Consider the following 26,979-nt stretch of genomic DNA (forward strand, 5'->3'; position numbering starts at 1 on the left):
TGCGGTTCCTCCTTGGCCGCAGGCGGTGCCGTAGGCCAGGATCGGCACCATGGACCTGCTGAACACGCTGGTGGAGAAGGGGCTGCGGCGCGAGCTGCCGACCCGCGAAGAAGCGCTCGCCGTGCTGGCGACCTCCGACGACGAGCTGCTCGATGTGGTGGCCGCGGCCGGAAAGGTACGCCGCCAGTGGTTCGGACGGCGGGTGAAACTCAACTATCTGGTCAACCTCAAGTCGGGCCTGTGCCCCGAGGACTGTTCGTACTGTTCGCAGCGGCTCGGCTCGAAGGCCGAGATCCTGAAGTACACCTGGCTGAAGCCGGACGAGGCGTCCAAGGCGGCGGCCGCCGGAGTCGCGGGCGGGGCGAAGCGGGTGTGCCTGGTCGCGAGCGGGCGCGGACCGACGGACAAGGACGTCGACCGCGTCTCCAAGACGATCGAGGCGATCAAGGACCAGAACGAGGACGTCGAGGTCTGCGCCTGCCTCGGGCTGCTGTCGGACGGGCAGGCCGAGCGGCTGCGGGCGGCGGGCGCCGACGCGTACAACCACAACCTGAACACCTCCGAGTCGACGTACGGGGCCATCACCACCACCCACACCTACGCCGACCGTGTGGAGACGGTCCAGCAGGCGCAGGCGGCGGGCATGTCCGCCTGCTCGGGCCTGATCGCGGGCATGGGCGAGAGCGACGCGGACCTCGTGGACGTGGTCTTCGCACTGCGCGAACTCGACCCCGACTCGGTGCCGGTGAACTTCCTGATCCCGTTCGAGGGGACGCCGCTCGCCAAGGAGTGGAACCTGACGCCGCAGCGCGCCCTGCGCATCCTGGCGATGGTGCGGTTCGTCTGCCCGGACGTGGAGGTACGGCTCGCGGGCGGGCGCGAGGTGCACCTGCGGACGATGCAGCCGCTGGCGCTTCACCTGGTCAACTCGATCTTCCTCGGCGACTACCTGACCAGTGAGGGCCAGGCCGGCCAGGCCGACCTGGAGATGATCGCGGACGCCGGCTTCGAGGTGGAGGGGGCGGGCACGACGACGCTCCCGGAGCACCGCGGCGGTGGCGGCTGCGCCTCGGCGTGCGGCGGGCACGGCGAGAAGGACGGCGATGAGCACGCCGGTGGCGGCTGTGCCTCGGTGTGCGGCGAGCCGGCCGCCGACGAGCCGGCGGCGGAGGCCCCGGAGATCCCGGCCGCCCGTACGGACCTGGTGTCCGTGCGCCGGAGGGGCGCCGGAACGGACCTCGCGCCCAATGCCTGAGCCGCTGTCCCCGGCCGAGCTGCTGCGGCTCGACCGGGAGCACGTCTGGCACCCGTACGGTCCGATGCCGGGCCGCGCGGAGCCGCTGCTGGTGGAGTCCGCGTCCGGGGTACGGCTGCGCCTGGCCCGGCCGGCCCACGGGCAGGACGAGCTGATCGACGGCATGTCGTCGTGGTGGTCGGCGGTCCACGGCTACAACCACCCCGTCCTCAACGAGGCGGCGCGCGGCCAGCTCGACCGGATGAGCCATGTGATGTTCGGCGGGCTCACGCACGAGCCGGCCGTGCGCCTGGCCGCGAAGCTGGTGGAGATCACGCCGGAGCCGCTGCGGCACGTGTTCCTGGCCGACTCCGGTTCGGTGTCGGTCGAGGTCGCGGTCAAGATGTGCCTCCAGTACTGGCGGTCGGTGGGCCGGCCGGGCAAGCAGCGCCTGCTGACCTGGCGCGGCGGTTACCACGGGGACACCTGGCAGCCGATGGCGGTGTGCGACCCCCAGGGCGGCATGCACGAGCTGTGGCAGGGGGTGCTGCCGCGCCAGGTCTTCGCGGACGCGCCGCCTGCGGAGTACGACGCGGCGTACGCCGATCACCTGCGCGCGCTGATCGCCCGCCACGCGGACGAACTGGCCGCCGTGATCGTGGAACCGGTGGTGCAGGGCGCGGGCGGGATGCGGTTCCATTCGCCCGCGTACCTGCGGGTGCTGCGGGAGGCGTGCGACGAGCACGGCGTCCTGCTGATCTTCGACGAGATCGCGACGGGCTTCGGCCGTACGGGCGCCCTCTTCGCCGCGGAGCACGCGTCGGTCTCGCCCGACGTCCTGTGCCTCGGCAAGGCGCTGACCGGCGGCTACCTGACGATGGCGGCGACGTTGTGCACGTCCGAGGTGGCCGACGGGATCTCGCGCGGCGCACTGCCGGTCCTGGCCCACGGCCCGACGTTCATGGGCAACCCGCTGGCGTCGGCGGTGGCCTGCGCCTCGATCGAGCTGCTGCTCGGCCAGGACTGGGTGAGCGAGGTCAAGCGGATCGAGGCGGGGCTGGGCGACGGTCTGGCCGAGGTGGCGCAGCTGCCGGGCGTCCGCGACGTACGCGTGCTGGGCGCGATCGGGGTCGTGCAGCTGGCGCGCCCGCTGGACGAGAAGGGCATGGCGGCGGCGACGGAGGCGGCGGTCCGCGAGGGCGTGTGGCTGCGCCCGTTCCGCGACCTGATCTACACGATGCCGCCGTACGTCACCGACGACGCCGACCTGGGCCGCGTCTGCGCGGCCGTGCGGGCGGCGGCGACCGCCGGCGCCTAGCGGGTCCTTCTCCGGCCCGCCCTTTGGGGGCGACGTGCCTCCGGGGCGGGCGGGAGAAGCCCCCCGCGTACGGACACGACGCGTACCCGGCACGACAGGAATCCGTACCCCTACCGCAGGAGCAGACCGCATGGCCGTCATCGTCGTCAGTGGCACCGGCACCGAGATCGGCAAGACCGTCGTGACGGCAGCGGTCGCGGCCGTCGCCCGGGCGCAGGGCCGTACCGTCGCCGTGCTCAAGCCGGCCCAGACCGGTCTCGCTCCGGGAGAGCCGGGGGACGCGGAGGAGGTCGTACGGCTCGCGGGCGACGGCGTCACGGGGGTCGAACTGGCGCGGTTCCCTGAGCCGCTGGCGCCGGACACCGCCGCCCGGCGCGCGGGGCTGCCCCCTGTGCGGCCGCACGACGTCGCCGCCGCGGCGACGGAACTGGCCGAGAAGTACGACCTCGTGCTCGTCGAGGGCGCCGGCGGACTCCTCGTCCGCTTCGACGGCGACGGCGCCACCCTCGCCGACGCCGCGCGTCTCCTCGGCGCTCCGGTGCTGGTGGTCACGCCCGCCGGGCTCGGCACGCTCAACTCGACGGCGCTGACCGCCGAGGCCCTGCGCGCCCGGGGCATCGACATGCTCGGGGTCGTCATCGGCAGCTGGCCCGGCAGCCCGGGCCTCGCCGAGCGCTGCAACGTGGCCGATCTGCCGGTGGCGGCCGGCGGGGCTCCCCTGCTCGGCGCCGTCCCCGAGGGCGCGGGCGCCCTCGACCCCGCCGACTTCCGCCGTGCGGCCACCCGTTGGCTCGCACCGGCGCTCGGCGGGACCTGGACTCCGTGAAGCCGTAGGGTCGTCGTCATGCGAGCACGTATCGACGAGATCGTCTTCGACTGCGCGGAACCCGCCGTACTGGTCCGCTTCTGGGCCGCCCTGCTGGGCGGCGAACCGGTCGACCGGAGCCCGGACTGGTCCTACGTCGACCCGCCGGAATGGACCCGCGTCGCCTTCCAGCGCGTACCCGAGGGGAAGGCGGCCAAGAACCGGCTGCATCTCGACCTCGACGCGGGCGACATCTCCGCGGCGACGGCCGAGGCGGAGCGGCTCGGCGCGACCAGGACCGGCCGCATCGTGGAGGACACACACGGCTCCTTCCAGGTGCTCCTCGACCCGGAAGGCAACGAGTTCTGCTTCGTGCGCGCCGTGAGCCGCCCGGCGGGGTAGGTATCGCGGTACGTACGCACACCGGAGGAGGGTCCGCGATGCCCGAACGCCGCAGCAGGGTTCCCCGGGACGCCGTGCACCACCCGCTCTTCGCCCGCTTCTACGCCCGCTTGAGTGTGGCGGCCGACCTGAGAGGCGGGGTGGCCGCGTACCGCGACGAGCTGCTCGCCGGGCTCTCGGGCCGGGTCGTCGAGATCGGCGCGGGCAACGGGCTGAACTTCGCGCACTATCCGTCGGCCGTCTCGGAGGTCGTGGCCATCGAACCGGAGCGCGGCCTGCGCCGGCTGGCGCTGAGGGCGGCGGTGGACGCCGGTGTCCCGGTGGACGTGGTGCCGGGTGCGGCGGAGGCGCTGCCGGTGAAGAGCGAGGCGTTCGACGCGGCGGTCGTCTCCCTGGTGCTGTGCAGCGTGCGGGACGTGCCGCGCGCCCTGGCCGAGATCAGGCGCGTCCTGCGGCCCGGCGGTGAGCTGCGCTTCTTCGAGCACGGCCGGGGCGGGGGCCGGGCCATGGTGACGGCCCAGCGGGCACTGGACAAGACCGTGTGGCCGGTGCTCTTCGGCGGGTGCCACACCGCGCGCGACCCGCTCGCGGGCATCACGGCGGCGGGGTTCGACCTCGGCGCGTACCGGCGGCTCACCGTGCCGGAGAAGGGCCCGCGCCTGCCGTCGTCCTTCTGCGTGCTGGGGGTGGCGCACCGGCCGCGTGTCGAGGGGTGATGGGGCGGGGCTCGCGGCTGGATGGGGGCGTGGTGCGGTCCGCCTGTTGCGATGGGCCGGGCACGGTGCTGTGCGGTCCGCCTGTTGCGATGGGCCGAGGCACGGTGCTGTGCGGTTCGCCCCGTCAGAGGCTCCACTGACGCAGCTCGTCCGCGATCGCGTGGACGTCCGCCTTGCCCTCCTTCACGAGTCGCGCCAGGTCACGCACCTGCTCCGGCGAGGTCACGACCTTCAGCCCGCAGGCGACGAGGTAGCCGTACGCCACCGCCGAGGCGAACATCGCGTTCGAACGCTCAAGAGCCGGCACGTGCAGGAGCAACTGGAGCAGCGCGGCGGCGCGGGCGGGCGGATCGCTGTAGACGGGGATGCCGAATATCTCGGCCTCGTGCCGGGCGACGGCGGCGACGAGCGCGCCCCAGTCGACGACCTGCGGGTCGCCCGGGGTCTTGTGTTCGGCGATCATGAGAAGCCAGGCGAGATCGATCCTGAGACTCAACGCTTGCCTTCGCGCTCCGTGCCGAACTCCTCCGCGAAGACCGACTCGTACTGCTTCATGAAGTCGGACGCGGCCTCGACGAACGTACGCCCCACCTCCCCGGCGTCCTGCCGGACCAGCTCCTCGATGTAGCGGTTCACGCTCATGCCCCGCTGGAGCGCGCGCTGTCGCGCCGCCTCCGCGGTGGACTCGTCCACGCGTACGTTCAGCTGAGTCTTTGCCACACCACCAAGCTAGCGCGGCAGCGCTAGCACCGGCAAGAGGAGCGGGGAACGGGCTCGACGCCCCGGGGCGGGAGGTGGTGGGATGCCCCGCATGGATGATCTTCGGATACGGGCCGCGACGCCCGACGACCTCGACGCGGTGCTGGCCTTCTGGAAGGACGCCGCCGAGGGCACGAGTATCAGCGACGACCGCGCGGGGGTGGAGCGGCTCGTCGCCCGGGACCCGAACGCGCTGCTGTTGGCGGAGCTGGCGGCGGACGGCGGCGGGAACGCCGAGCTCGTCGGCACGGTGATCGCGGGTTTCGACGGCTGGCGCTGCCATCTGTACCGGCTTGCAGTGCGTCCGGACCGCCGGCGGCTGGGCGTCGGCTCCGCGCTCCTCGCCGCGGCGGAGGAACGTTTCAGGGCGCTGGGCGGGCGGCGCGGCGACGCGATGGTGCTGACGGAGAACGAGCGGGCGCATCACGCCTGGCGGGCCGCCGGATACGCCCCCCAGCCGCAGTGGCGGCGATGGGTCAAACCGTTCGTGCGATGAACGCGGGCGGACCGAGCGGGCGGACGCCCTCGGCGGCGGCCTGCTCGGCCTCTACCATGGGCGGATCATTCACCCCAGCAGTCACCGCCAGCAGCCACCTCTTCCTCCGAAAGGTGTGAGCGTCCGCCCATGGGCGAGCCTCCCCGCAGTCGACGTCGCGCGTTCCTTCCCGCCCTGCCCGACCATGGGACGGAGGTGAACCGATGACCGAAGTGCTTCTGCTCGCCGTGGCCGTGCTGCTCTCGCTCGCCTGCGGAGCCTTCGTCGCGGCGGAGTTCTCGCTGACCACGGTCGAGCGCGGAGAGCTGGAACGCGCCGTGGAGCGCGGCGAGCGCGGGGCTGCCAGCGCCCTGAAGGCCGTACGCAGCCTCACGTTCCAGCTCTCCGGCGCCCAGCTCGGCATCACCGTGACCAACCTGCTCGTCGGCATGCTCGCCGAGCCTTCCATCGGCAAGCTGATCCAAGGGCCGCTCCAGGACCTCGGCCTGTCCCCCGCGACCTCGTCGTCGGTGGCGCTGGTCATCGGTACGGCGCTGTCCACCGTGGTGCTGATGGTCGTGGGCGAGCTGGTGCCGAAGAACTGGGCGATCTCCTCGCCGCTGGGCGTGGCGAAGGTCGTGGCCGCCCCGCAGCGGATCTTCAGCCTCGCCTTCCGCCCGCTGATCAGCCACCTCAACGGCTCCGCGAACCGGATCGTACGGCGCTTCGGGATGGAGCCGGCGGAGGAACTGGCGTCGGCCCGCAACCCTCAGGAACTGGTCGCCCTGGCGCGGCACTCCGCGCGGGAGGGAGCGCTGGAGGCCGACACGGCGGAGCTGTTCGTACGGACCCTGAACCTGGCCGAGCTGAGCGCGCAGAACGTGATGACACCGCGCGTGCAGGTCACCGCTCTCGACGTGCAGGCCACCGCGGAGGACGTCGCGAACGCGACGCGCGCCACCGGGCTGTCGCGCTTCCCCGTCTACCGGAACAGCCTCGACTCGGTCGTCGGCATCGCCCACATCAAGGACGTACTGACCGTGCCCGCCGAGCGAAGGCCGTCGCACCCCGTCTCGGCGCTGCTGCGCGATCCCCTGCTCGTACCCGAGTCGCTGACCGTGGACCGTCTCCTCGACCGGCTGTCGGGCAAGCAGACCATGGCCGTCGTCATCGACGAGTACGGCGGCACGGCGGGCGTCGTGACGCTGGAGGACATCGTCGAGGAGGTCGTCGGCGAGGTGCGCGACGAACACGATCCGCACGAGACGCCAGACCTCGCGCCTGCGGGTGAGGACGCCGACGGGCGGGAACTGTGGTCGGCGGACGGTGCGGCGCGGACCGACCAGTTGGAGCGGGTCGGACTGCGGGTGCACGAAGGTCCGTACGAGACGCTCGCCGGGCTGGTCGCGCACGAACTGGGCCGGATTCCGGCCGTCGGTGACCGCATCGAACTGGCCGGGTGGCGACTGGACGTGGTGGACGCGGCGGGGCGGCGCGCGGCCCGGGTGCTGATGCACGCGCCGCCGCCCGACGGATCGGCGGACGGATCGGCGGACGGTTCGGCGGACGGTTCGGCGAACGGCTCGGGCACGGCCGGCCGGCCGAGTGGTTCGGCCGGCGTGCGTGGTGACGGTCGTGGGCCGGGGGCCGGGGGGCGGTCCCAGTCGCGGACCCAGCCGCGGACCGAGTCGGGGCCTGAGTCGGGTTCTGGATCCGGGTCGGGTCGGGGGTCTGGGGCGGGGTCGGGGTCTGAGTCCGGGGCCGGGTCGGGCTCCGGGGCCGGGTCCGGGGCCGGCGAAGAGGAGGCCGGGCGATGACCGTGATCCAACTGCTCATCGGCCTGCTCACGCTGGTCGTCAACGCCTTCTTCGTCGGCGCGGAGTTCGCCCTGATCTCCGTACGCCGCAGCCAGATCGAGCCGGTCGCGGAGGAAGGGAACCGGCGGGCGCGCAGCGTCCTGTGGGGCCTGGAGCACGTCGCGGCGCTGCTCGCGGCGGCCCAGCTCGGCATCACGCTGTGCACCCTCGTACTCGGCGTGGTCGCCGAACCGGCCATCGCGCACCTGCTGGAACCGCTCTTCCACGCCGTCGGCGTGCCGGACGGCCTGACGCACGTGATCTCGTTCGTCATCGCGCTGGCGGCGGCGACGTATCTGCACATGCTGTTCGGTGAGATGGTGCCGAAGAACATCGCGCTGGCCGAGCCGGTCAGGATCGCGCTGCTGCTGGGACCGCCGCTGGTGGCGCTGGCCCGGGCGCTGCGACCGGTGATCTTCGCGATCAACGCGTTCGCCAACGGACTGCTCAAGCTGCTGCGCGTGGAGACCAGGAGCGAGGTCTCCGCGACGTTCACGGACGACGAACTGGCGCGGCTGGTCACGGACGCCGGCCATGCCGGTCTGCTCGACGACCGCGCGGCCGAGCGGCTCCACGACGCGCTCGAGCTGGGCCGGCGTCCGGTCGCGGACGTGGTCATGCCGGTGGAGCGGGTGGTGTTCGCCCAGATGGGAACGACGCCGGAGGATCTGGAGCGGTTGTCGGCCGAGTCGGGCTTCTCCCGGTTCCCGGTGCTGGAGGGCCTGCGGATCCTGGGCTACCTGCACGTCAAGGACGCGCTGGACGCCGCGCCGCGCAACGTGCCGTTCCCGGTCTCCGCGCTGCGGCCCATCGCGCGGGTGCGGGCGGCCACGCCGCTCGACGACGTACTGACGGCGATGCGGCGCAGCCGGACGCACCTGGCCGCGGTGCTGGGCGAGGACGGCGATCCGGCAGGGCTCGTCACCATGGAGGACGTGCTGCGCGAGCTGGTGGGGCGGCCGGACCAGAGGCAGTCCTAGCCCGGCGTCCCGCCCGGACGGGATACGATCGCTCCGCCATGGAACTGAATGCCACATACACCAGTCTCGTCGCGGTCGGCGACTCGTTCACCGAGGGAATGTCGGACGCCCTGCCCGACGGCTCGTACCGGGGCTGGGCGGATCTGCTCGCGGCACGCCTCGCCGCGAACACGCCCGGTTTCCACTACGCGAACCTGGCCGTGCGCGGCAAGCTGATCGGGCAGATCGTCACCGAGCAGGTGGATGTCGCGGCCGCGATGCAGGCGGACGTCGTGACGCTGGTGGGTGGGCTGAACGACACCCTCCGGCCGAAGGTCGACATGGGCCGGGTGTGCGGGCTCCTGGAAGAGGCGGCCGGGAAACTCGCACCCTCCTGCAAGCAGCTGGTGCTGATGCGCAGCCCCGGCCGCAACGGGCCGGTGATGGAACGCTTCCGGCCGCGCATGGAGCAGCTGTTCGAGTTCATCGACGGACTGGCGGCGCGGCACGGCGCGCTGGTGGTCGACCTGTACGGCGCACCCGTGCTCGCCGACCCGCGGATGTGGCACGTCGACCGGCTGCATCTGACGGCGGAGGGGCACCGGCGGGTCGCCGAGGCGGTGTGGCAGGCGCTCGGCCATGCCGCGCAGGAGGACTGGCAGGCCCCGCTGGCACCGGGCGTACTGCCGGGATGGGTGGCGCGGCGCGGCGCCGACCTGCGGTTCGCGCGCGAGCACCTGGTGCCGTGGATCGGACGGCGCGTGACGGGGCGCTCCTCGGGCGACGGGCGCCCGGCCAAACGGCCCGAACTGCTGCCGTACGAGGTTCCTCACCAGTAGCGCCTCTCGTAGCAAGCCACAAAGGGGACCGCGGCGCTGGCCTGCACAAACCGCCAGTAGAATCTGGTCACGTGACTGCTGCTCCTGCGAAGCCTCGCATCCCCAATGTCCTGGCCGGCCGCTACGCCTCCGCGCAACTCGCCGTCCTGTGGTCCCCCGAGCAGAAGGTGAGGCTGGAGCGCCAGCTGTGGCTCGCGGTGCTCCGTGCCCAGAAGGACCTCGGCATCGAGGTGCCCGACGAGGCCATCTCCGACTACGAGCGCGTGCTCGACCAGGTCGACCTCGCGTCGATCGCCGAGCGCGAGAAGGTCACGCGCCACGACGTGAAGGCGCGGATCGAGGAGTTCAACGCGCTCGCGGGACACGAGCAGGTCCACAAGGGCATGACCTCCCGCGACCTCACCGAGAACGTCGAGCAGCTGCAGATCCGGCTGTCGCTGGAGCTGATGCGCGACCGTACGGTCGCCGTTCTGGCCCGCCTCGGCAAGCTGTCCGGCGAGTACGCGGAACTCGTCATGGCGGGCCGCTCGCACAACGTCGCGGCCCAGGCCACGACGCTCGGCAAGCGCTTCGCGACGGCGGCCGACGAGCTGCTGGTGGCGTACGGGCGACTGGAAGAGCTGCTCGGCCGCTACCCGCTGCGTGGGATCAAGGGGCCGGTCGGCACGGCCCAGGACATGCTGGACCTGCTGGGCGGCGACGCCGCGAAGCTGGCGGACCTGGAGCAGCGGATCGCCGTCCACCTCGGCTTCTCGCAGGCCTTCACCTCGGTCGGCCAGGTCTACCCGCGTTCCCTCGACTACGAGGTCGTCACCGCGCTGGTGCAGTTGGCCGGTGCTCCTTCCTCCGTGGCCAAGACCATCCGGCTGATGGCCGGCCACGAGCTGGTGACCGAGGGCTTCAAGCCCGGCCAGGTCGGCTCGTCCGCGATGCCGCACAAGATGAACACCCGCTCCTGCGAGCGTGTGAACGGCCTCATGGTGATCCTGCGCGGCTACGCCTCGATGACGGGCGAGCTGGCGGGCGACCAGTGGAACGAGGGCGACGTCTCCTGTTCCGTGGTGCGCCGTGTCGCACTGCCCGACGCGTTCTTCGCCTTCGACGGCCTTCTGGAGACCTTCCTCACGGTGCTCGACGAGTTCGGCGCCTTCCCGGCCGTCGTGGCCCGCGAGCTCGACCGCTACCTCCCCTTCCTCGCCACGACGAAGGTGCTCATGGCCTCGGTGCGGGCCGGGGTCGGCCGCGAGTTGGCGCACGAGGCCATCAAGGAGAACGCCGTCGCCTCGGCGCTGGCGATGCGTGAGCAGGGTGCCGAGCGCAACGAGCTGCTGGACAAGCTCGCGGCCGACGAGCGCATCCCGCTGGACCGGGCGCAGCTGGACGAGCTGATGGCCGACAAGCTGTCCTTCACCGGGGCGGCGGCCCAGCAGGTCGGTGCCGTGGTCTCCCGCATCGAGGAGATCGTCAAGCAGCACCCCGACGCCGCCGGGTACACCCCCGGGTCGATCCTCTGATCCGCGCGGCATGACACCCGAAGAGCTCCTGGCCGCCCGCGACCGCCTCGTCCCCGATGTGGTCGCGGGTGGTCTGCGGGTGCTCTTCTGCGGCATCAATCCCGGGCTGATGTCGGCCGCCACGGGCCACCACTTCGCCCGCCCCGGCAATCGCTTCTGGCCGGTTCTGCACCTCTCGGGCTTCACCCCCCGCCTGCTGAAGCCGGCGGAGCAGGGCGAACTCCTTTCCTACGGTCTGGGCATCACCAATGTGGTGGCCAGGGCGAGCGCGCGGGCCGACGAGATAAGCGACGAGGAGTTCCGCGAAGGCGGCCGCGTTCTGACGGAGAAGGTCGAGCTGCTCCGGCCGAAGTGGCTCGCGGTCGTCGGCATCACCGCCTACCGCACGGCGTTCGCCGAGCGGAAGGCCACGGTCGGGCCGCAGGAGCGGACGATCGGCGACACCCGGATCTGGGTCCTGCCCAACCCCAGCGGACTCAACGCCCACTGGACCGCACAGACCATGGCCGAGGAGTTCGCCCGGTTGCGGATCGCCTCCGAGGACTCCGCCCGGAGCCCGGAAGCCGGGAGCTGACGGCGCGGCCGCCGCGTGCGGTGCCGGCGTGCGGGGCGCCGGCCGCCAGGTCGAGGAGCCGGGACTCCGGCGACCGCTCCTACGGCGGGTCGACGTCGGTGACGACCACCGCCAGTTCGTACGCCGGCCCCTCGTCCTCGAGCGCGAGTCCCAGGGCGATCCATCTGCCGTCGGTCCGCCACAGGTGCAGACTGCCGAACCCCGCGCTCAGCTCGTCCCAGGGCGCCGGTATGTCCTCGCCCCGGATGCTCCGTTCCAGCACGCTCCAGAGGCTGAACACCTGCGGCTCGCCCCACCTTCCGCCCAGCACGGCCACCAGTGCGTCGTGCTCGGCCACGCACTGTTCCCGCGCCAGAAGACGGTTCACGGCGTCCTCGTCCGCCGGCTCACCGGCGGCCCGCAGCGCCGCCGTGTGGTAGCCGGGTCCGCTGAAACCGCTGTCCGACCTGCCGCGCCGGGCCGGGAACTCCCGGGCGCGCAAGAGGTCTATGAGGGCGAGATACCGTGCGGTGCTCATGTCGTCAGTAAACCTCCCGGCACTGACAACTGGCCTTCTGTCAGGCGTCGCGACGCCGCAGCGTCCACCATCCCGCGAGCACCGCTGCCGCTGCCCAGAGGGCAGTCACCCCGAGTCCCGTCCATGGCCCCAGACTCCCGGTGGGTCCCTGCCGCATCACCAACTGCCCGGCCCGGTCCGGCAGGTACGCGGCGGCTCCTCCCGCGACATCGCCGATCACGAACGAGACGATCAGGATGAAAGGTATGAGCAGACTCAGCACGGCGACTCCGCTGCGCAGCACGGTGGTCAGGCCGGCCGCGAGGAGAGCCATCAGGGACAGGTAGACGCCGGAGCCGACGCACGCGCGCAGGGCGCCCGGGTGCCCCAGCCCTATCGCGTACTCGCCCATGAACGCCTGGCCCGCCAGGAACGCTGTGAACCCCGTCCCCACCCCCACGGCCAGCGCCGGTCCCGCCACGAGGGCCATCTTGGCGGCGTAGAACCGTCGTCTGTCGGGAACGGCGGCGAGCGAGATCCGCAGGGCACCGTTCACATACTCGGAGGAAACCACCAGGGCGCCAAAGGCTATGGCCGCGATCTGGCCGAGGTTCACGGCGTAGAAGGCACCGAAGACCGGGTCGAAGTCCGCCGTGCCGGCCTCCGCCTGCCCCACCGTGGCGCTCACCAGGACGGTGATCCCCGTCGTGACGGCGAAGACGGCGGCCAGTGAGCCGGCGATGGACCGCATGGATCTGATCTTGAGCCACTCGCAGTGCAGCGCAGCGGTGGAGAGCATGGTCAAACCTCCCTCGTAGCGGTGGGGCGCGCGGACGCGAACTGTGCCTCGCACGCGGTGAGATCGAGGTATGCCTGTTCCAGCGAGGGCTGCGCGTCGGAGAGTTCGAGGATCGTGATGCCCTCCCGCGCCGCTGTCGCGCCGATCACCCCGGCCTTCGCGCCGTCCACGCTCCAGCGCCCGTCTTCCGACGGCACGAGTACGCGCCCCATACGGGCGACTGCGGCTCGCAGGCGGTGTGGCTCGGTGGTCCGCAACAGGACCCTGGGGCGGCTGCGCGCCTCGAGGAACTCCCGCATGGAGGTGTCGGCCAGCAGCCTGCCCCGGCCGAGCACCACCAGGTGGTCGGCGAACGACGACGTCTCGTTCATCAGGTGGCTGGAAACGAGCACCGTGCGGCCCTCGCGGGCCAGGCTCTTCATCAGTTCTCTTATCCAGATGATGCCTTCCGGGTCGAGTCCGTTCGACGGCTCGTCGAGCATCACCACCGGTGGATCACCGAGCAGCGCTGCTGCGACGCCGAGGCGTTGGCGCATGCCCAGCGAGAATGTCTTGATCCGTCGCCCCGCTACCGCTGCCAGACCGGACTCCTCCAGCACTTGATCGACGCGGCGCACTGCGATGCGGTTGCTCGCCGCCAGGACGCGGAGGTGGTCGCGGGCGGTGCGCGATCCGTGCGCCGACTGGGCGTCGAGCAGGGCTCCCACCCGGCGCAGCGGCTCCCGGATCTCCGCGTACCGCCGTCCGCCGACGGTGGCCGAGCCTGACGTGGGCCGGTCGAGGCCGAGGACGAGTCGCATGGTGGTGGACTTGCCGGCGCCGTTGGGTCCGAGGAAGCCGGTGACCCGGCCTGGCCGCACGCTGAAGGTGAGCCGGTCCACGGCGCGTGTGGCGCCGTACTGCTTGGTGAGCTCTTGGACGTCGATGCTGTTCATGGCTTCAGGCTGGCCTCCGCGGTACCGTCCGGTCCTCCCCCGTCCGAGGGGATCGTCTCCCCCGCACGGGGGAGCCGTTGGCGCGAGCACCACTGCGACGATGACGTCATGCGCCACTCCGTATCGAGACTCCTGCGCCCTTTGACCCGACCGGTCACCTACACCCGCTGGTTGCATCTGTGGATCGCCGTGGTGGTGATCGGCCTGTGGATGTTCATCGACACGTCCCACTTGTACGTACCCGTGGTGCTGGTGGCACTGGCCGGCCTGGTTCCGTGGGTGCGGTTGGTGGAAGGCGTGCAGGCCCGGTTGCTGTTGCTGGCTGAAGGCGACGGCCAGGACGACGTGACCGTCGTCGCGGCGCCGTCGTCGTCCTGGGCGGACCGCTGGCGCACCGTCGTGTGGCTCCAGGCGCGGCTTGTGCTCGGGTGTTTGGTGGCAATGCTCACCGTCCAGTTGCCGATGGCGTCGGTGGACCTGGTCGTCATGGCGAGTGGCGGTTCCGTCGCCGAGTCGATACTTCTGGGCTCCTTGACGACGGGCCGCTGGTGGCACGCCCTGCTGTCGCCGCTGCCTCTGGTCGTTCTGATGGCCGTTGTGGTGGGTGCGGGCAAGCTGATCACTCTCATCGCCCGGCGGTTGCTCGGGCCCTCCCCGGCCGACCGGCTCACCTTGCTGGAACAGCGCACGGAGCAGTTGCTGGAGCGCAATCGCATCGCCCGCGAGCTGCACGACTCGATCGGTCACGCTCTGACCGTGGCCGTGGTGCAGGCGGGGGCCGCCCGCGCCGCGAACAGCGCGGAGTTCACCGACCGGGCCCTGGCTGCCATTGAGGAGACGGGCCGGGCGGCGCTGGAAGACCTGGAGCGCGTACTGCTCGTACTGCGGGAGTCGGGCCGTACTCCGGGGGCGAGCCCGACGCTCACCGAGGCGGACCGTCTGCTGGATTCGGCCCGGGCGGCCGGCGCGAAGGTGGACGCGGACGTATCGGGTGCGTTGGAGGGCATCGCCGGGCCGGTTTCACGGGAGGGGTACCGCATCCTTCAGGAGGCGCTGACCAACGTGCTGCGGCACAGCGGCTCGGTGCCCGTTCGGGTACGTATAGCGGTCCTCGCGGGTCGCCTCGAACTGGACGTGACCAATCCGCTCGACGGTTCCGTGCCGGCGGCGGGCGTCGACGGCAACGGCCTGCGGGGCATACGGGAGCGGGCCGCTCTGCTCGGTGGCGAGGCCCACGCGGGGGCGCACGAGGGCGAGTGGTGGGTGTGCGTGAGGCTGCCTCTGGACGGCCTAGGGTGAGCGGATGCCGGTTACCGTTCTCCTGGTCGACGACGAGCCCCTTGTCCGCGCCGGTCTGCGAGCTGTCCTGGAGGCCCAGAGCGACATCAGCGTCGTCGGGGAGGCCGCCGACGGGGCCGCGGTCATTCCCCTCGTACGGCAACTGCGGCCGGATGTCGTGGCAATGGATGTGCGGATGCCGCTGATGGACGGCATCGAGGCGACCCGGGCCGTCCTGCGCACAGTGCAGGCTCCGCCGAAGATTCTCGTCGTCACGACCTTCGAGAACGACGAGTACGTGTACGAGGCGCTGCGCGCCGGGGCGGACGGCTTCCTGCTGAAACGCTCTCGTCCCGCCGAGATCGTGCACGCCGTCCGCCTCGTCGCCGAGGGCGAGTCGCTGCTCTTCCCCGCCGCGGTCCGAGCGCTGGCCGCCGAGTACGGCAGCAGTTCGGCCCGCGAGGCGATGGACCGTGCCGCACTCACGGAACGAGAGGCTGCGGTGTTGCGTCTCATGGCCCGGGGTCTGTCCAACTCCGAGATCGCGGCGCGCCTCGTCGTGGGCACCGAGACGGTGAAGACGCACGTCAGCGCGGTGCTCGCCAAGCTGGGCGCCCGGGACCGCACCCAAGCGGTGATCGCCGCGTACGAGTCCGGCTTCGTCACCCCCCGCTGACCTTGCCCCGGCGCTGCGCGGGAGGCGGCTGCGGCGGGTCCGGCCTCGCTGGGTTACCGACCAGCGAGTACGATCCGGCAGAACAAGCGCGCGAGCTGGGAGGACACACCGTGGGGCGGTTGACCGGCGGGGACCCCTCTCTGTTGCGGCGCATCAACTCCGCCGTGGTGCTGCACGCGCTGCGCGGCGCCGATTCGCCCACCTTCACGGACCTCACCCGGGTGACCGGACTGTCCCGGCCGACGGTCGAGGGAGTTGTCGAAGGGCTCATGGAGACCGGGCTCGTCGTGGAGGCCCCGCCCGAGGAGGGCGAGGCGCGACGGCAGGGGCGACCGGCCCGGAGGTTTCGGTTCCGCGCCGAGGCGGGGCACCTGATGGGCGTCGAGATCGGCCCCCACCGGATCGCCGCTCTGTTGTCGGGCCTGGACGGCCGTGTCATCGGCGCGGGTTCGCGCACGGTGTCCGAGACCGCCTCGGCGGACGAGCGGCTCGACCGGGTCCGCGCCATGGTGGCGGACGTGCTGCGCCGCACCGGCGTGCCGCGCAGCTCCCTGCGCGCGGTCGGGGTCGGGACTCCGGGCATCGTGGAGGCCGACGGCACCGTACGGCTGGGCACGGCCCTCCCCGACTGGACCGGGCTGCCGCTCGGTGAGCGGCTGCGCCGCTCCTTCCGCTGCCCGGTGCTCGTGGAGAACGACGCCAACGCGGCGGCGGTCGCCGAGCACTGGAAGGGCTCCGCCGTCGACTCCGACGACATCGTGTTCGTCCTGGCCGGGCTCAGCCCGGGTGCGGGTTCGCTGATCGGCGGGCGGCTGCACCGCGGGTTCGGTGGCGCGGCCGGTGAGATCGGCGCGTTGCATCTGCTGGGCCGCGAGGTCACACCGGAGATGCTGCTGTCGACGACGGACGAGCCGGTGCTCCCGCTGGACGAGCAGGCCGTGGCCACTGTCTTCCGGCGGGCCAGGGACGGGGACCGTGCCGCACAGGAGGCCGTCGAGCGGTTCATCCAGCGGCTCGTGCACGACGTGGCGGCGCTGGTCCTGGCGCTCGACCCGGAACTGGTGGTGATCGGCGGATGGGCGGCCGGCATCGACGGCGTACTGGAGCCGCTGCGCGGCGAGTTGGCACGGTACTGTCTGCGTCCGCCGCAGGTGGCGCTGTCCCTGCTCGGTGAGGCGGCCGTGGCGACCGGTGCGCTGCGCCTCGCGCTCGACCATGTCGAGGAGCAGCTCTTCGCCGTCGAGGGAACGGTGACGGCCCGCCGCTGAGTGCGGCGGTGCCGGTTCGAGAAGCCGGCCGTACGACGGGCCCCGGCCTGACGCGCGCCGGCGCCACGTCCGTTCGACCGACTGTGCCGGTACGACGCGGCCGCGGTGCGACGTCTCGCCATGCCATGCCGTAGCGCGGCTCGTGCCGTGCGGCGGAGCCGTCAGGAGGCCTGGCGCTCCTGTGCGTGGTGGCTGATCTCCAGGTCGCCGGAGTCGCCGAACGTGAGGCGGCAGGTGTCCGCCCGGTAGGTGGCCACGGAGACGGCGGCGGTCCTGCCCTCGGCGAAGTAGCGCGTGGTGACGACGAGGACGGGCGCGCCCGGCAGCCGGTCGAGTTCCTTCGCGTCGTCCGCGCGGGCCGAGCCGAGCTCCACGGCGCGGTCCTGGCCGTCCATCGCGAGGCGCTGGAGTTCCCGCAGTACTCCCCGTGCGCGAGCCGGGCCCGAAGGGGCTTCGATGGCCGCGAGGTCCGGTACGGAGACCACCGGAACGTACAGCAGCTCGGCGGCGACCGGCTGGCCGTGGCTCACGCGGATCCGGCGCACCGTGTGCACATCGTCCCCCGCGCCGCCGTCGAGCATGCGGGCGACCGCGACGGGCGCGGGCGCGCTGACGCAGTCGACGGGCTGCCACGAGTCGCCGGCCGCGCCGGGCCAGCCGTGCTGCGAGGCACCCACGTCCACGCCGACGCGCGGCGGGGCGACGGTGGTACCCACACCGCGGCGGCGCTGCAACCGGCCTTCCAGCTCCAGCTGTTCGAGCGCCTGGCGGAGGGTCGCGCGGGCGACGCCGAAGCGGGCGGCGAGCTCGCGCTCGTTGGGCAGGATCTCACCGACCGCGAAATCGGAGTCGAGTGCCTCGCTGAGCACGGTCTTGAGGTGCCAGTACTTCGGCTCCGGCACCGTATCGAGCTGCGTGGTCCCCACCCTGATCCTCCGCAATCGGCCTGGTCCCCGGGGCGAGTTTCCACGCCCTTGTTTATTAAAGGTTCCTGCACTAACTCTGCGACCATAAGTCCGGCGTCTGCCTTGGTCAAGACCAATCGACGCGGTGCGGATGCCGCCCTTAAGGGGCGAGAGTGATGAGTTTGTCGGGGTTTCGGACGATATAGACGCACTGGATGAGACCGTCCACGACGTCCACCTGGAAGACCGCGTCGGGCTTCCCGCCGGAAAGGACGAGCAGAGCGGGACCGCCATTGAGCTCCAGGAAACGGAACTCGCTGTCGGGAGCGGCCTGCCCGGCCGCCCCGAACAGGAAGCGGCCCACCTTGTCGGCACTCTCGATGACACGCAACGGCGCCTTGGCCTTGCCACCGCTGTCACCGACGAGCCTGACGTCCGGCGCGAGCAGCCGGAGGAGTGCGTCGAGGTCCCCGCCCGACGCGGCGGCCAGGAACCGTTCGGTCAGGTCCTGCCGTTCGGCGGGGTCCACGTCGAACCGCGGCCTGCGTTCACCGACGTGCCGCCGGGCACGTCCCGCGAGCTGCCGCACGGCGGCCTCCGAGCGTTCCAGGGTGGCCGCGATCTCCTGGTACGGGAAGCCGAACGCCTCGCGCAGCACGAACACGGCGCGCTCCAGCGGCGACAGCGTCTCCAGAACGACGAGGACCGCGAGCGAGACGGATTCGGCGAGCACCACCTGTTCCGCGGTGTCCTCCACCGTCGCCCCGAAGTCGGTTTCGAGCGGCTCCGGCAGCCACGGTCCGACGTACGCCTCGCGTCGCGCCTGCACGTGCCGCAAGCGGTCGACGGCGAGCCTGGTCGTGATCCGTACCAGGTAGGACCGCGGTTCCCGTACGTCGTCGCGTGCCTGGGCCGACCAGCGCAGCCACGCCTCCTGCACGACGTCCTCGGCGTCGGCGACCCGGCCGAGCATCCGGTACGCCACTCCGGTCAGCAGGGGGCGGTGTTCCTCGAAGAGCTCGGTCAGCGTTTCTGCGGTCACCGGTCCATCCCAGCACATCGAGGCGGACGGGCGAACGCCGGAGCCGTACGACCTCTTGAACTCCACCCTACTCAACGGTAGTTATTGCTGACGCATCATCTGGCGACACCCCTACTCAGGGAGCAGCAGCATGGCCGCACAGGTCTCCTTCAGCGTCGAGTCCCCCACGGGCAGCCACACGCTCTCCGTCGCGTACGAACGCAGGGGCGCCGGCGAACCGCTTCTGCTGCTGCACGGGATCGGCCATCACTGGCAGGCGTGGCAGCCCGTGATGTCGGCGCTGGCCGCCGAACGCGACGTGATCGCCGTGGACCTTCCCGGGTTCGGCCGCTCGACCGCGCTCCCCCACGGTTTCGCCTACGACCTGGCGACGGTCGTTCCCGTCCTGGGCTCCCTGTGCGCGGCGCTGGGCGTCGAACGCCCCCACGTCGCGGGGAACTCACTCGGCGGCCTGCTGGCGCTGAAGCTGGGCCGGGAGAACCTCGTACGGTCGGTCACGGCGCTCTCACCCGCCGGTTTCTGGACGGAGAGTGAGCGACGCTACGCCTTCGGCACGCTCCGGGGCATGCGGTGGGGGGCGCGGACGCTGCCGACGCCTGTCGTCGAGCGCATGGCGCGGACGGCCGCCGGCCGAACGGCGCTCACCAGCACCATCTACGCGCGGCCGGGGTGGCGTTCGCCGGAGGCGGTCGTCGCTGAGACGCTGGCGCTGCGGCAGGCGCCCGGGTTCGCCGAGACGCTCCTGGCCGGCCGCTCCGTCCTGTTCACCGACGACGTGCCGGACATCCCGGTGACGGTCGCGTGGGGCAGCCGCGACCGGTTGCTGCTGCGCCGCCAGGGGGTCAGGGCGAAGCAGGCCATCCCCGGGGCACGGCTGGTCAGTCTGCCCGGCTGCGGGCACGTACCGATGAACGACGACCCCGCTCTCGTGGCCCGCGTCATCCTCGATACGAGCAGCTGACACGACGCGGAGCGCGTCCCTTCGCGGAGGAAACGGAACGCCCACGGGGCGCGCCCTGCACGACGCCTGTCCCATGCCGACGCTGAGCACTGGCCCGAGGCACGCACGGCCGCACAGCGGTTCCCGGGAACGCCCCCGAGCCGTTCCCCAGAACGACCGCACACCGTCCCCGGGGAACAGCACTAAGCCGTTCCCCAGAACGACCGCGGACCGTTCCCGGGAACGACAGCGGACCGCTCCCGGGAACAGCCGCTAGCCCGTTCCCCGGAACGGCGGCCGGTTGTTCACTTGTGGTTCGTGTGATCGCCGTGGCCGGCGACTAGGCATGGCGTCGCACACCGGAGCACCCGGAGCACCCCGACAACACCGTCACTGGAGGCGCATCGATGCCGTACCGCCGACCGCAGGGCCGCACGGAGAGCCGCACGGAGAACCATCCGGAAAGCCGCACGGAGAACCCCACGGGGAACGTGCCGGGGAACGCGCCCCTCGGCCAGTCCCCCGACCGGCGCACCCTCCTGCGCGGTTCGCTGGCGGCCTCGGCCGCGCTCACCCTGCCGGCCTTCGCCGCGGGAGCGACGGCGACGGCGGCCCCGGCCCAGGCGCTCTCCGGACGCCCGCGGGCTGCCTGGGGCGTACAGACGGGCGATGTCACGTCGTCGTCGGGCCTGGTGTGGGTGCGGTCCGACCGCCCCGCCCGCATGATCGTAGAGACCTCCGCCACGGAGTCCTTCCACCGCGCGCGCAGATGGCACGGCCCGCTGCTAGGCCCAGGAACGGACTTCACGGGTACGACGGCGCTGCGCGGCCTGCCCTCCGGCGAGCAGGTGCACTACCGGGTGATCCTCGCCGATCCCGACGATCCCCGGCGCACCGGGGAGCCGATCCCGGGAACGTTCCGTACGGCGTCCGCGAAGCGGCGCGACGGGGTGCGCTTCCTGTGGTCCGGTGACATCGCCGGACAGGGCTGGGGAATCAACCCCGACATCGGCGGCTACCGCGTGTACGAGGAGATGCGCCGCCTGGACCCCGACTTCTTCCTGTGCAGCGGCGACACCATCTACGCCGACGGCGTCCTCAAGCCGTCCGTGACGCTGCCGGACGGGCGGATCTGGCGCAACCTCACCACGCCGGAGAAGGCGAAGGTCGCCGAGACGCTGGACGAGTTCCGCGGGAACTTCCGCTACAACCTGCTGGACGAGAACGTGCGCCGTTTCAACGCGCAGGTGCCCTCGATCGTGCAGTGGGACGACCACGAGGTGCGCAACAACTGGTACCCCGGTCAGATCCTCGACGACGCCCGCTACACCGAGAAGGACGTCGACGTACTCGCGGCGCGCTCGATGCGGGCGTTCGGCGAGTACTTCCCCGTTTCGACGCTTCCCGCGCGCGGCCGCGGGGAGGGTCGCGAGGACGACGGGCGGATCTACCGGGTGGTCAGGCAGGGCCCTCTGCTCGATGTCTTCGTGCTGGACATGCGGACGTACCGCAACGCCAACTCGCCCGGCCGGCAGACCGACGACGCGACCGGGATCCTCGGCGCGGAGCAGCTCGCCTGGCTGAAGCGCGAGTTGTCGCGCTCCCGCGCCGTGTGGAAGGTGATCGCCTCGGACATGCCGCTGGGGATCGTCGTCCCGGACGGTGCGGCGAACTTCGAAGCCGTGGCGCAGGGCGACCCCGGAGCGCCGCTGGGCAGGGAGCTCCAGATCGCGGAGCTGCTGCGTCACATCAAGCACGCACGTATCACCGGCACCGTGTGGCTCACCGCCGACGTGCACTACACATCGGCCCAGCACTACGACCCGTCCCGTGCGGCGTTCAAGGACTTCGCGCCGTTCTGGGAGTTCGTGTCCGGGCCGCTGGCCGCCGGCGGATTCCCCGCGAGCCGGCTCGACGCCACTTTCGGCCCGGACCAGGTCTTCGTGCAGGCGCCGACCCGGGCCAACGTGTCGCCGATGGAGTCGCCGCAGAACTTCGGCGAAGTCGAGATCGACGGCGGCAGCGGTGAGCTGACGGTACGCCTGCGGGCCGAGGGCGGCGCGGTGCTGTTCAGCAAGGTGCTTCAGCCGGGTCGGGTGGGGCTCTGAAGTGATTGAAAATGGGCCTTAATTGCCCAGAAGTGCACTTAACCCATCAGTCACAAAGCGTTCGCGATCACGCAACACCGGTCGGTCACAGTGGTGCCATGACCGACATGACTGAAGTGACCGGGCCGGTGTCCGCGAAGAACCCGACGAGGACCCGCCGTACCCACCACTGGCGGCGGGACCTCGTCGAACTCGCCGCGCTGTTCACGGCGGTGGCCGTCGCCGACGCCGTCGCGAACATGATCGTGCACGGGCCCGACGGGCCGTACCTCCTCGTGATCTCGGCCGTGGCGCTGGCCGCCACGGCCGGCTTCCACACCTGGTGGGCCCGCAGGCACAGCCATGCCCCGCCGCCGGCGTCGCACCATACGGTCCCCGCGCGTACGGGCACGCACCGTGCGGCGGCGTCGAAGGGCGGGCAGGGCGGCGACGCCACGGCCGCCTCTCCCGACACCGCGCTGTGGCGGATGCGCACCACCGTCAGGGACGAGCCCGGCAGCCTCGCGCTGCTGTGCACCGCGCTGGCCCGGCACGGCGTGGACATCCTCACCCTCCAGACCCACCCCCTCGCCGAAGGCACCGTCGACGAGCTGCTGCTGCGCGCCCCCGCCACCCTCCAGGCCGCCCAGCTGACCCGTGAGACCGCCGCCGCGGGCGGCAGCGACACCTGGCTCGAGCGGGCCGACGCCCACGACCTGGTCGACGCCCCGACCCGGGTGCTCGGCCTCGCCACCCGCACCGCGCTCGACGCCGCCGAACTTCCGCTGGCGCTGCGCCAGTTGCTGGGCCGCTGCACCATTCACTCGCTGCCGGCGACCACCCTCACCGGGCGGCCCACCGGCGCGAGCGCACCGGTCGAGGGCGTGCTCGACGGCACGGTCATGAAGCTGCGCGACCCGTCGGGCGGCGCGATCACCGTCGAGCGCCACTACCTGCCCTTCACGCCCACGGAGTTCGCCCGCGCACGGGCCCTCGTCGAGCTCGACGCGCGGCTCGGCCCCCGCATCCCGCGCAGCGCGGACGTCCTGACGCTCCCCGAGGGCAACGAGATCACCGTACGCAGGGCCGGACTCGACGACCTGCGAGCCGCCCGCGCCATGCACGACCGCTGCGGCGACCGCACCCTGAGCCTGCGCTACCACGGACCGGTGGGCGACGCCGACCGCTACCTCGCCCACCTGCTCAGCCCCCGCTACGGCCGCACCCTCGCCGTACAGACGGCGTCCGGCCGCCTCGTCGCCCTCGGCCACCTCCTGTGGGACGGCGACGAGACCGAGGTGGCGCTGCTCGTGGAGGACGCGTGGCAGCGCCGCGGCATCGGTTCGGAGCTGCTGGAACGCCTGGTGGCGCTCGCCGTCGAGGCGGGCTGCGAAAGCGTGTACGCCGTCACCCAGTCGTCCAACACCGGCATGGTCGCGGCCATGCGGGGACTCGGCCTGCCCCTCGACTACCAGATCGAGGAAGGCACGCTCGTGGTCACCGCCCGGCTCACCGCGCCGGACCGGCGACCGGGTTCCGCCCGTGCGGCGGCGCCCCAGCAGGCTCCGACGCAGGCAGTGACACAGGCCGGGCGGCCCCGGCACCACTGAGCGCCTCGCACAGGTCCCGCCACAGGTCCTCCACGTCCTCGAGCCCGACGGACATGCGCAGCAGCCGGTCGCTGACACCCGACGCCCGGCGGTCGCCCTCGGCCACGATGCGGTGGCTGATGGAGGCCGGGTGCTGGATCAGCGAGTCGACGCTGCCGAGACTGACGGCCGGAGTGATCAGGCGTACACCGCCGATCACCGCGTGCGGATCGCCGTACACCTCGAACGCCACCATCGCGCCGCCGATCCCGGGGTAGTGCACCCGCGCCACCCGCGGGTCGGCGGCCAGCCGGCGGGCCAGTTCGGCGGCCGTCGCCGACGAGGCCCGCATCCGTACGGGCAGCGTGGACAGGCCGCGCAGCAGCAGGTATCCGGCCAGCGGGTGCAGTACGCCGCCGGTCGCGAACCGCACCTGGCGCAGGGTGCGCGCGAACTCCTCGTCGCACGCGACGACTCCGCCCAGTACGTCGCCGTGCCCGCCGAGGTACTTGGTGGCGCTGTGCAGGACGAACCGCGCGCCCTGCTCCAGGGGCCGCTGGAGCACGGGTGTCGCGAAGGTGTTGTCCACGAGCAGCGGCACCTGCCCGCAGGACGCGGCGACCGCCCGGACGTCGACCTCGGCGAGCGTGGGGTTGGCGGGCGTCTCGACCATGACGAGGCCGGTGTCGGGGCGTATCGCGTCCGCGATGCCCGCCGGATCGACCCAGGTCACCTCGGTGCCGAGCAGTCCGGCGTTCAGCAGGTGGTCGCTGCATCCGTACAGCGGCCGTACGGCGACGACGTGGCGCAGCCCCGCGCTCGCCCGGGCGAGGAGTACGGCGCTGAGCGCGGCCATCCCGCTGGCAAAGGCGACGGCGCTCCCGGCGCCCTCCAGCCGGGCCAGGGCGTCCTCGAAGCGGGCGGTGGTCGGGTTGTCGAGACGGGCGTAGACGGGCGGGCCGTCCGGCCGCGCGCCGGTGGCGGCGAAGGCGTCGATCCGGGCCGCCTCCCCCCGGCTGTCGTACGACGGATAGGTGGTCGACAGGTCGAGCGGCACGGAGTGCACGCCCAGCGCGGCGAGGTCTTCGCGGCCGGCGTGCACGGCTTCGGTGGCCAGGGCCCTGGGTGTGGTCGAGGCGTCGGTGTTCATGACAGGACTCTGAACAGCTACCGGGAAGTAGGCCGGGAACTCCGTGTTACGTTCGGGCCATGGCCGAATCCGTCGCACTCGACCCGGTTGATCTCCACATTCTGCGCCTGTTGCAGAACGACGCGCGGACGACCTACCGGGACCTGGCCGCCGAGGTCGGCGTGGCGGCCTCGACCTGCCTGGACCGGGTGGCCCGCCTGCGCCGGTCGGGGGTGATCCTCGGCCATCAACTGCGGCTGGACCCCGCCAGACTCGGCCGCGGTCTTGAGGCCCTGCTGCTGGTACAGGTGCGCCCGCACCGGCGGGAGCTCATCGGCCCCTTCGTGGACCGTGTCAGGGCCCTGCCGGAGACCCGGGCGCTCTTCCACCTGACCGGCCCCGACGACTACCTGGTGCACGTGGCGGTGGCCGACCCGGCGGACCTCCAGCGGCTGGTTCTGGACGAGTTCACCTCGCGGCGCGAGGTCGCCCGCGTCGAGACCCGGCTGATCTTCCAGGCGTGGGACTGCGGACCGCTGCTGCCGCCGCCCGCGAAGGCGCCCGCCGGGCGCTGAACGCGGAACCGGCCGCGTCAGGCCACCGGGGCCCGACGGTAGTGACGAAGCGGCCCCCGGCGTACGAGGATGTCCGCATGTCAGTCACCCCGAGCAGCCCGCTCGCCCTCCCCCGCCAGGTCGCCGACGCGTACGTCGACGCCCTCGTCGCCCTCGACCCGATCACCGGTACGTACCTGGGAGTGAAGGAGTGCTCCGGCAGCCTGCCGGACTTCTCTCCCGAGGGGCAGAAGGCGTTCGCCGAGCTGGCCCGTACGACGCTCGCCCTGCTGGACGAGGCGGAGGGCCTGCCGGGCGCGGACAGCGACGCGGAGCGCCGCTGCGCCCGGCTCCTTCGCGAGCGGCTGACCGCCGAACTCGCCGTGCACGAGGCGGACGAGAACCTGCGGACGGTCAGCAACATCCACTCCCCCGCGCACAGCGTGCGCGGCGTCTTCACCGTGACGCCCACCGAGACGGACGACGACTGGGCGGCGGTCGCCCGGCGGCTGCGCGCGGTGCCGGCCGCCCTCGAGGGGTACCGGGCGTCACTGGCACTCGGCCTGGAGCGGGGGCTGCCGGCCGGCCCGCGCGCCACGGAGACGTTCACCGGCCAGTTGACCGAGTGGGCGGGTGACGGGCGCGGCTGGTTCGAGGACTTCGCCGCCGCGGGGCCCGAGTCGCTGCGCGCCGAGCTGGACGAAGCGGCCGGCGCCGCCACGGGCGCGGTGGCCGCGCTGCGCGACTGGATGCGGGACGTGTACGGCCCCGCCGTCAAGGAAGCGCCGGACACGGTGGGCCGGGAGCGCTACGCCCGCTGGTCGCGCTACTTCAACGGCACCGACCTCGATCTGGACGAGGCGTACGCGTACGGCTGGGCGGAGTACCACCGCCTGCTCGGCGAGATGCGCACCGAGGCGGAGAAGATCCTGCCGGGCGCGGCGACGCCGTGGGAGGCGCTGTCCTGGCTGGACGAGCACGGCACGCACATCGAAGGGGTCGAGGAGACCCGGGCCTGGCTGCAGAGCCTGATGGACGAGGCGATCGAGGCGCTCGACGGCACCCACTTCGAACTCGCGGAGCGCGTACGGAAGGTGGAGTCCCGCATCGCGCCGCCCGGCAGCGCGGCGGCGCCGTACTACACCACCCCCTCGGAGGACTTCGCACGGCCGGGCATCACGTGGCTGCCCACGATGGGCGAGACCCGTTTCCCGGTGTACGACCTGACGTCGACCTGGTACCACGAGGGCGTTCCCGGCCACCATCTCCAGCTCGCGCAGTGGGTGCACGTGGCGGACCGGCTCTCCCGCTACCAAGCGACGGTCGGCATGGTGAGCGCCAACGCCGAGGGCTGGGCGCTGTACGCGGAGCGGCTGATGGACGAGCTGGGCTTCCTCGGCGACCCGGAGCGCAGGATCGGCTACCTGGACGCCCAGATGATGCGCTCGACGCGGATCATCGTGGACATCGGCATGCACCTGGGACTGGAGATTCCGGCGGACTCCCCGTTCCACCCGGGTGAGCGGTGGACGCCGGAGCTCGCCCAGGAGTTCTTCGGGATGCACAGCGGCCGTCCCGCGGACTTCGTGGAGAGCGAGCTGACCCGCTACCTGTCCATGCCGGGCCAGGCGATCGGCTACAAGCTGGGCGAACGGGCGTGGCTCCTCGGGCGGGAGAACGCCCGCAGGGCGCACGGCGACGCGTTCGACGCGAAGGCTTGGCACATGGCGGCGCTGTCCCAGGGGTCGCTGGGCCTGGACGACCTGGTGGACGAGCTGTCGAAGCTCTGACCGCGCACGCGCGGGGTGGTACGGCGGCCGGGCTCGGGCG

The 26,979-nt window shown here is 72.2% G+C and carries 27 protein-coding genes; 19 read left to right on the forward strand and 8 right to left on the reverse strand.

Annotation, left to right across the window (positions count from 1 at the left end; genetic code table 11):
- The first annotated feature begins 49 nt into the window (after positions 1-49).
- The 5 genes from bioB (at position 50) to ACWGH0_RS11995 (ending at position 4,475) form a co-directional block, all read left to right on the forward strand.
- A complete protein-coding gene (gene bioB / locus ACWGH0_RS11975) occupies positions 50-1,255 on the forward strand; it encodes a biotin synthase BioB (RefSeq protein ID WP_453404040.1) in 1,206 nt (401 codons plus the stop codon).
- Entirely contained in the window at positions 1,248-2,552 is a 1,305-nt protein-coding gene (locus ACWGH0_RS11980) for an adenosylmethionine--8-amino-7-oxononanoate transaminase (RefSeq protein WP_453404041.1), read from the forward strand. Before bioB ends, ACWGH0_RS11980 begins: the two co-directional genes overlap by 8 nt.
- Before the next feature lie 130 nt (positions 2,553-2,682).
- Positions 2,683-3,378 carry a dethiobiotin synthase gene (gene bioD, locus ACWGH0_RS11985; protein ID WP_453404042.1) on the forward strand — a complete coding sequence of 232 codons (696 nt, stop codon included), beginning with the start codon at positions 2,683-2,685 and terminating at the stop codon, positions 3,376-3,378.
- Between the two features lie 18 nt (positions 3,379-3,396).
- On the forward strand, positions 3,397-3,759 hold the full coding sequence (locus ACWGH0_RS11990; protein ID WP_453404043.1) for a VOC family protein: 363 nt from the start codon (positions 3,397-3,399) through the stop codon (positions 3,757-3,759).
- A 38-nt stretch (positions 3,760-3,797) separates the two neighbouring features.
- Positions 3,798-4,475 (forward strand): class I SAM-dependent methyltransferase, encoded by a 678-nt coding sequence (locus ACWGH0_RS11995; protein WP_453404044.1) that lies wholly within the window; start codon positions 3,798-3,800, stop codon positions 4,473-4,475.
- 124 nt (positions 4,476-4,599) lie between these two features.
- Here the strand turns inward: ACWGH0_RS11995 and ACWGH0_RS12000 are convergent, their stop codons facing one another.
- A complete protein-coding gene (locus ACWGH0_RS12000; RefSeq protein ID WP_453404045.1) occupies positions 4,600-4,971 on the reverse strand; it encodes a fic family toxin-antitoxin system, toxin component in 372 nt (123 codons plus the stop codon).
- Positions 4,968-5,195, reverse strand: a complete 228-nt coding sequence (locus ACWGH0_RS12005) for an antitoxin (RefSeq protein WP_453404046.1) — start codon at positions 5,193-5,195, stop codon at positions 4,968-4,970. Before ACWGH0_RS12005 ends, ACWGH0_RS12000 begins: the two co-directional genes overlap by 4 nt.
- A 91-nt stretch (positions 5,196-5,286) precedes the next feature.
- Between ACWGH0_RS12005 and ACWGH0_RS12010 the strand changes: the two genes are divergently transcribed.
- From ACWGH0_RS12010 to mug, 6 genes are all read left to right on the forward strand, one after another.
- On the forward strand, positions 5,287-5,730 hold the full coding sequence (locus tag ACWGH0_RS12010; RefSeq protein WP_453404047.1) for a GNAT family N-acetyltransferase: 444 nt from the start codon (positions 5,287-5,289) through the stop codon (positions 5,728-5,730).
- 203 nt (positions 5,731-5,933) lie between these two features.
- Positions 5,934-7,526 carry a hemolysin family protein gene (locus tag ACWGH0_RS12015; RefSeq protein ID WP_453404048.1) on the forward strand — a complete coding sequence of 531 codons (1,593 nt, stop codon included), beginning with the start codon at positions 5,934-5,936 and terminating at the stop codon, positions 7,524-7,526.
- On the forward strand, positions 7,523-8,545 hold the full coding sequence (locus tag ACWGH0_RS12020) for a hemolysin family protein (RefSeq protein ID WP_453404049.1): 1,023 nt from the start codon (positions 7,523-7,525) through the stop codon (positions 8,543-8,545). Before ACWGH0_RS12015 ends, ACWGH0_RS12020 begins: the two co-directional genes overlap by 4 nt.
- A 38-nt stretch (positions 8,546-8,583) precedes the next feature.
- Positions 8,584-9,363 carry an SGNH/GDSL hydrolase family protein gene (locus ACWGH0_RS12025; RefSeq protein WP_453404050.1) on the forward strand — a complete coding sequence of 260 codons (780 nt, stop codon included), beginning with the start codon at positions 8,584-8,586 and terminating at the stop codon, positions 9,361-9,363.
- Between the two features lie 71 nt (positions 9,364-9,434).
- Positions 9,435-10,877, forward strand: a complete 1,443-nt coding sequence (gene purB / locus ACWGH0_RS12030) for an adenylosuccinate lyase (RefSeq protein WP_453404051.1) — start codon at positions 9,435-9,437, stop codon at positions 10,875-10,877.
- Between the two features lie 10 nt (positions 10,878-10,887).
- On the forward strand, positions 10,888-11,451 hold the full coding sequence (gene mug / locus ACWGH0_RS12035; RefSeq protein ID WP_453404052.1) for a G/U mismatch-specific DNA glycosylase: 564 nt from the start codon (positions 10,888-10,890) through the stop codon (positions 11,449-11,451).
- A 79-nt stretch (positions 11,452-11,530) separates the two neighbouring features.
- Here the strand turns inward: mug and ACWGH0_RS12040 are convergent, their stop codons facing one another.
- Genes ACWGH0_RS12040 through ACWGH0_RS12050 form a run of 3 tightly spaced genes read right to left on the reverse strand, consistent with a single transcriptional unit; the run spans position 11,531 to position 13,681 of the window.
- The gene (locus ACWGH0_RS12040; RefSeq protein ID WP_453404053.1) at positions 11,531-11,968 is read right to left on the reverse strand and encodes a hypothetical protein; all 438 of its coding nucleotides are present in this window, start codon (positions 11,966-11,968) and stop codon (positions 11,531-11,533) included.
- A gap of 40 nt (positions 11,969-12,008) precedes the next feature.
- Positions 12,009-12,746 carry an ABC transporter permease gene (locus ACWGH0_RS12045; RefSeq protein ID WP_453404054.1) on the reverse strand — a complete coding sequence of 246 codons (738 nt, stop codon included), beginning with the start codon at positions 12,744-12,746 and terminating at the stop codon, positions 12,009-12,011.
- A gap of 2 nt (positions 12,747-12,748) precedes the next feature.
- Positions 12,749-13,681: an ABC transporter ATP-binding protein gene (locus ACWGH0_RS12050; protein ID WP_453404055.1), complete on the reverse strand. Its 933-nt coding sequence runs from the start codon at positions 13,679-13,681 to the stop codon at positions 12,749-12,751.
- A 108-nt stretch (positions 13,682-13,789) separates the two neighbouring features.
- Between ACWGH0_RS12050 and ACWGH0_RS12055 the strand changes: the two genes are divergently transcribed.
- The 3 genes from ACWGH0_RS12055 (at position 13,790) to ACWGH0_RS12065 (ending at position 16,903) form a co-directional block, all read left to right on the forward strand.
- Positions 13,790-14,980, forward strand: a complete 1,191-nt coding sequence (locus ACWGH0_RS12055; RefSeq protein WP_453404056.1) for a sensor histidine kinase — start codon at positions 13,790-13,792, stop codon at positions 14,978-14,980.
- A gap of 4 nt (positions 14,981-14,984) precedes the next feature.
- Positions 14,985-15,635, forward strand: a complete 651-nt coding sequence (locus ACWGH0_RS12060; RefSeq protein ID WP_453404057.1) for a response regulator — start codon at positions 14,985-14,987, stop codon at positions 15,633-15,635.
- Between the two features lie 110 nt (positions 15,636-15,745).
- Positions 15,746-16,903, forward strand: a complete 1,158-nt coding sequence (locus ACWGH0_RS12065; RefSeq protein ID WP_453404058.1) for an ROK family transcriptional regulator — start codon at positions 15,746-15,748, stop codon at positions 16,901-16,903.
- A 161-nt stretch (positions 16,904-17,064) separates the two neighbouring features.
- Here ACWGH0_RS12065 and ACWGH0_RS12070 read toward each other — a convergent pair whose 3' ends face one another.
- Both ACWGH0_RS12070 and ACWGH0_RS12075 read right to left on the reverse strand, forming a co-directional pair.
- Entirely contained in the window at positions 17,065-17,829 is a 765-nt protein-coding gene (locus ACWGH0_RS12070) for a GntR family transcriptional regulator (RefSeq protein WP_453404059.1), read from the reverse strand.
- Positions 17,830-17,968: 139 nt separating this feature from the next.
- Entirely contained in the window at positions 17,969-18,868 is a 900-nt protein-coding gene (locus tag ACWGH0_RS12075; RefSeq protein ID WP_453404123.1) for an RNA polymerase sigma-70 factor, read from the reverse strand.
- 112 nt (positions 18,869-18,980) lie between these two features.
- On the opposite strand from ACWGH0_RS12075, the gene ACWGH0_RS12080 reads away from it, so the two are divergent.
- From ACWGH0_RS12080 to ACWGH0_RS12090, 3 genes are all read left to right on the forward strand, one after another.
- The gene (locus ACWGH0_RS12080) at positions 18,981-19,811 is read left to right on the forward strand and encodes an alpha/beta fold hydrolase (protein ID WP_453404060.1); all 831 of its coding nucleotides are present in this window, start codon (positions 18,981-18,983) and stop codon (positions 19,809-19,811) included.
- A 386-nt stretch (positions 19,812-20,197) separates the two neighbouring features.
- Positions 20,198-21,898, forward strand: a complete 1,701-nt coding sequence (locus ACWGH0_RS12085) for an alkaline phosphatase D family protein (protein WP_453404061.1) — start codon at positions 20,198-20,200, stop codon at positions 21,896-21,898.
- A gap of 107 nt (positions 21,899-22,005) precedes the next feature.
- On the forward strand, positions 22,006-23,487 hold the full coding sequence (locus tag ACWGH0_RS12090) for a GNAT family N-acetyltransferase (RefSeq protein ID WP_453404124.1): 1,482 nt from the start codon (positions 22,006-22,008) through the stop codon (positions 23,485-23,487).
- Here the strand turns inward: ACWGH0_RS12090 and ACWGH0_RS12095 are convergent.
- Positions 23,387-24,616: a trans-sulfuration enzyme family protein gene (locus tag ACWGH0_RS12095; RefSeq protein WP_453404062.1), complete on the reverse strand. Its 1,230-nt coding sequence runs from the start codon at positions 24,614-24,616 to the stop codon at positions 23,387-23,389. The genes ACWGH0_RS12090 and ACWGH0_RS12095 overlap by 101 nt on opposite strands.
- Positions 24,617-24,675: 59 nt before the next feature.
- Here ACWGH0_RS12095 and ACWGH0_RS12100 point away from each other — a divergent pair, with 59 nt between their 5' ends.
- Positions 24,676-25,170, forward strand: a complete 495-nt coding sequence (locus tag ACWGH0_RS12100; protein ID WP_453404063.1) for an Lrp/AsnC family transcriptional regulator — start codon at positions 24,676-24,678, stop codon at positions 25,168-25,170.
- Positions 25,171-25,247: 77 nt separating this feature from the next.
- Entirely contained in the window at positions 25,248-26,939 is a 1,692-nt protein-coding gene (locus tag ACWGH0_RS12105; RefSeq protein ID WP_453404064.1) for a DUF885 domain-containing protein, read from the forward strand.
- Positions 26,940-26,979 lie beyond the last annotated feature (40 nt).

The organism is Streptomyces sp. NPDC054887, from assembly GCF_053610585.1.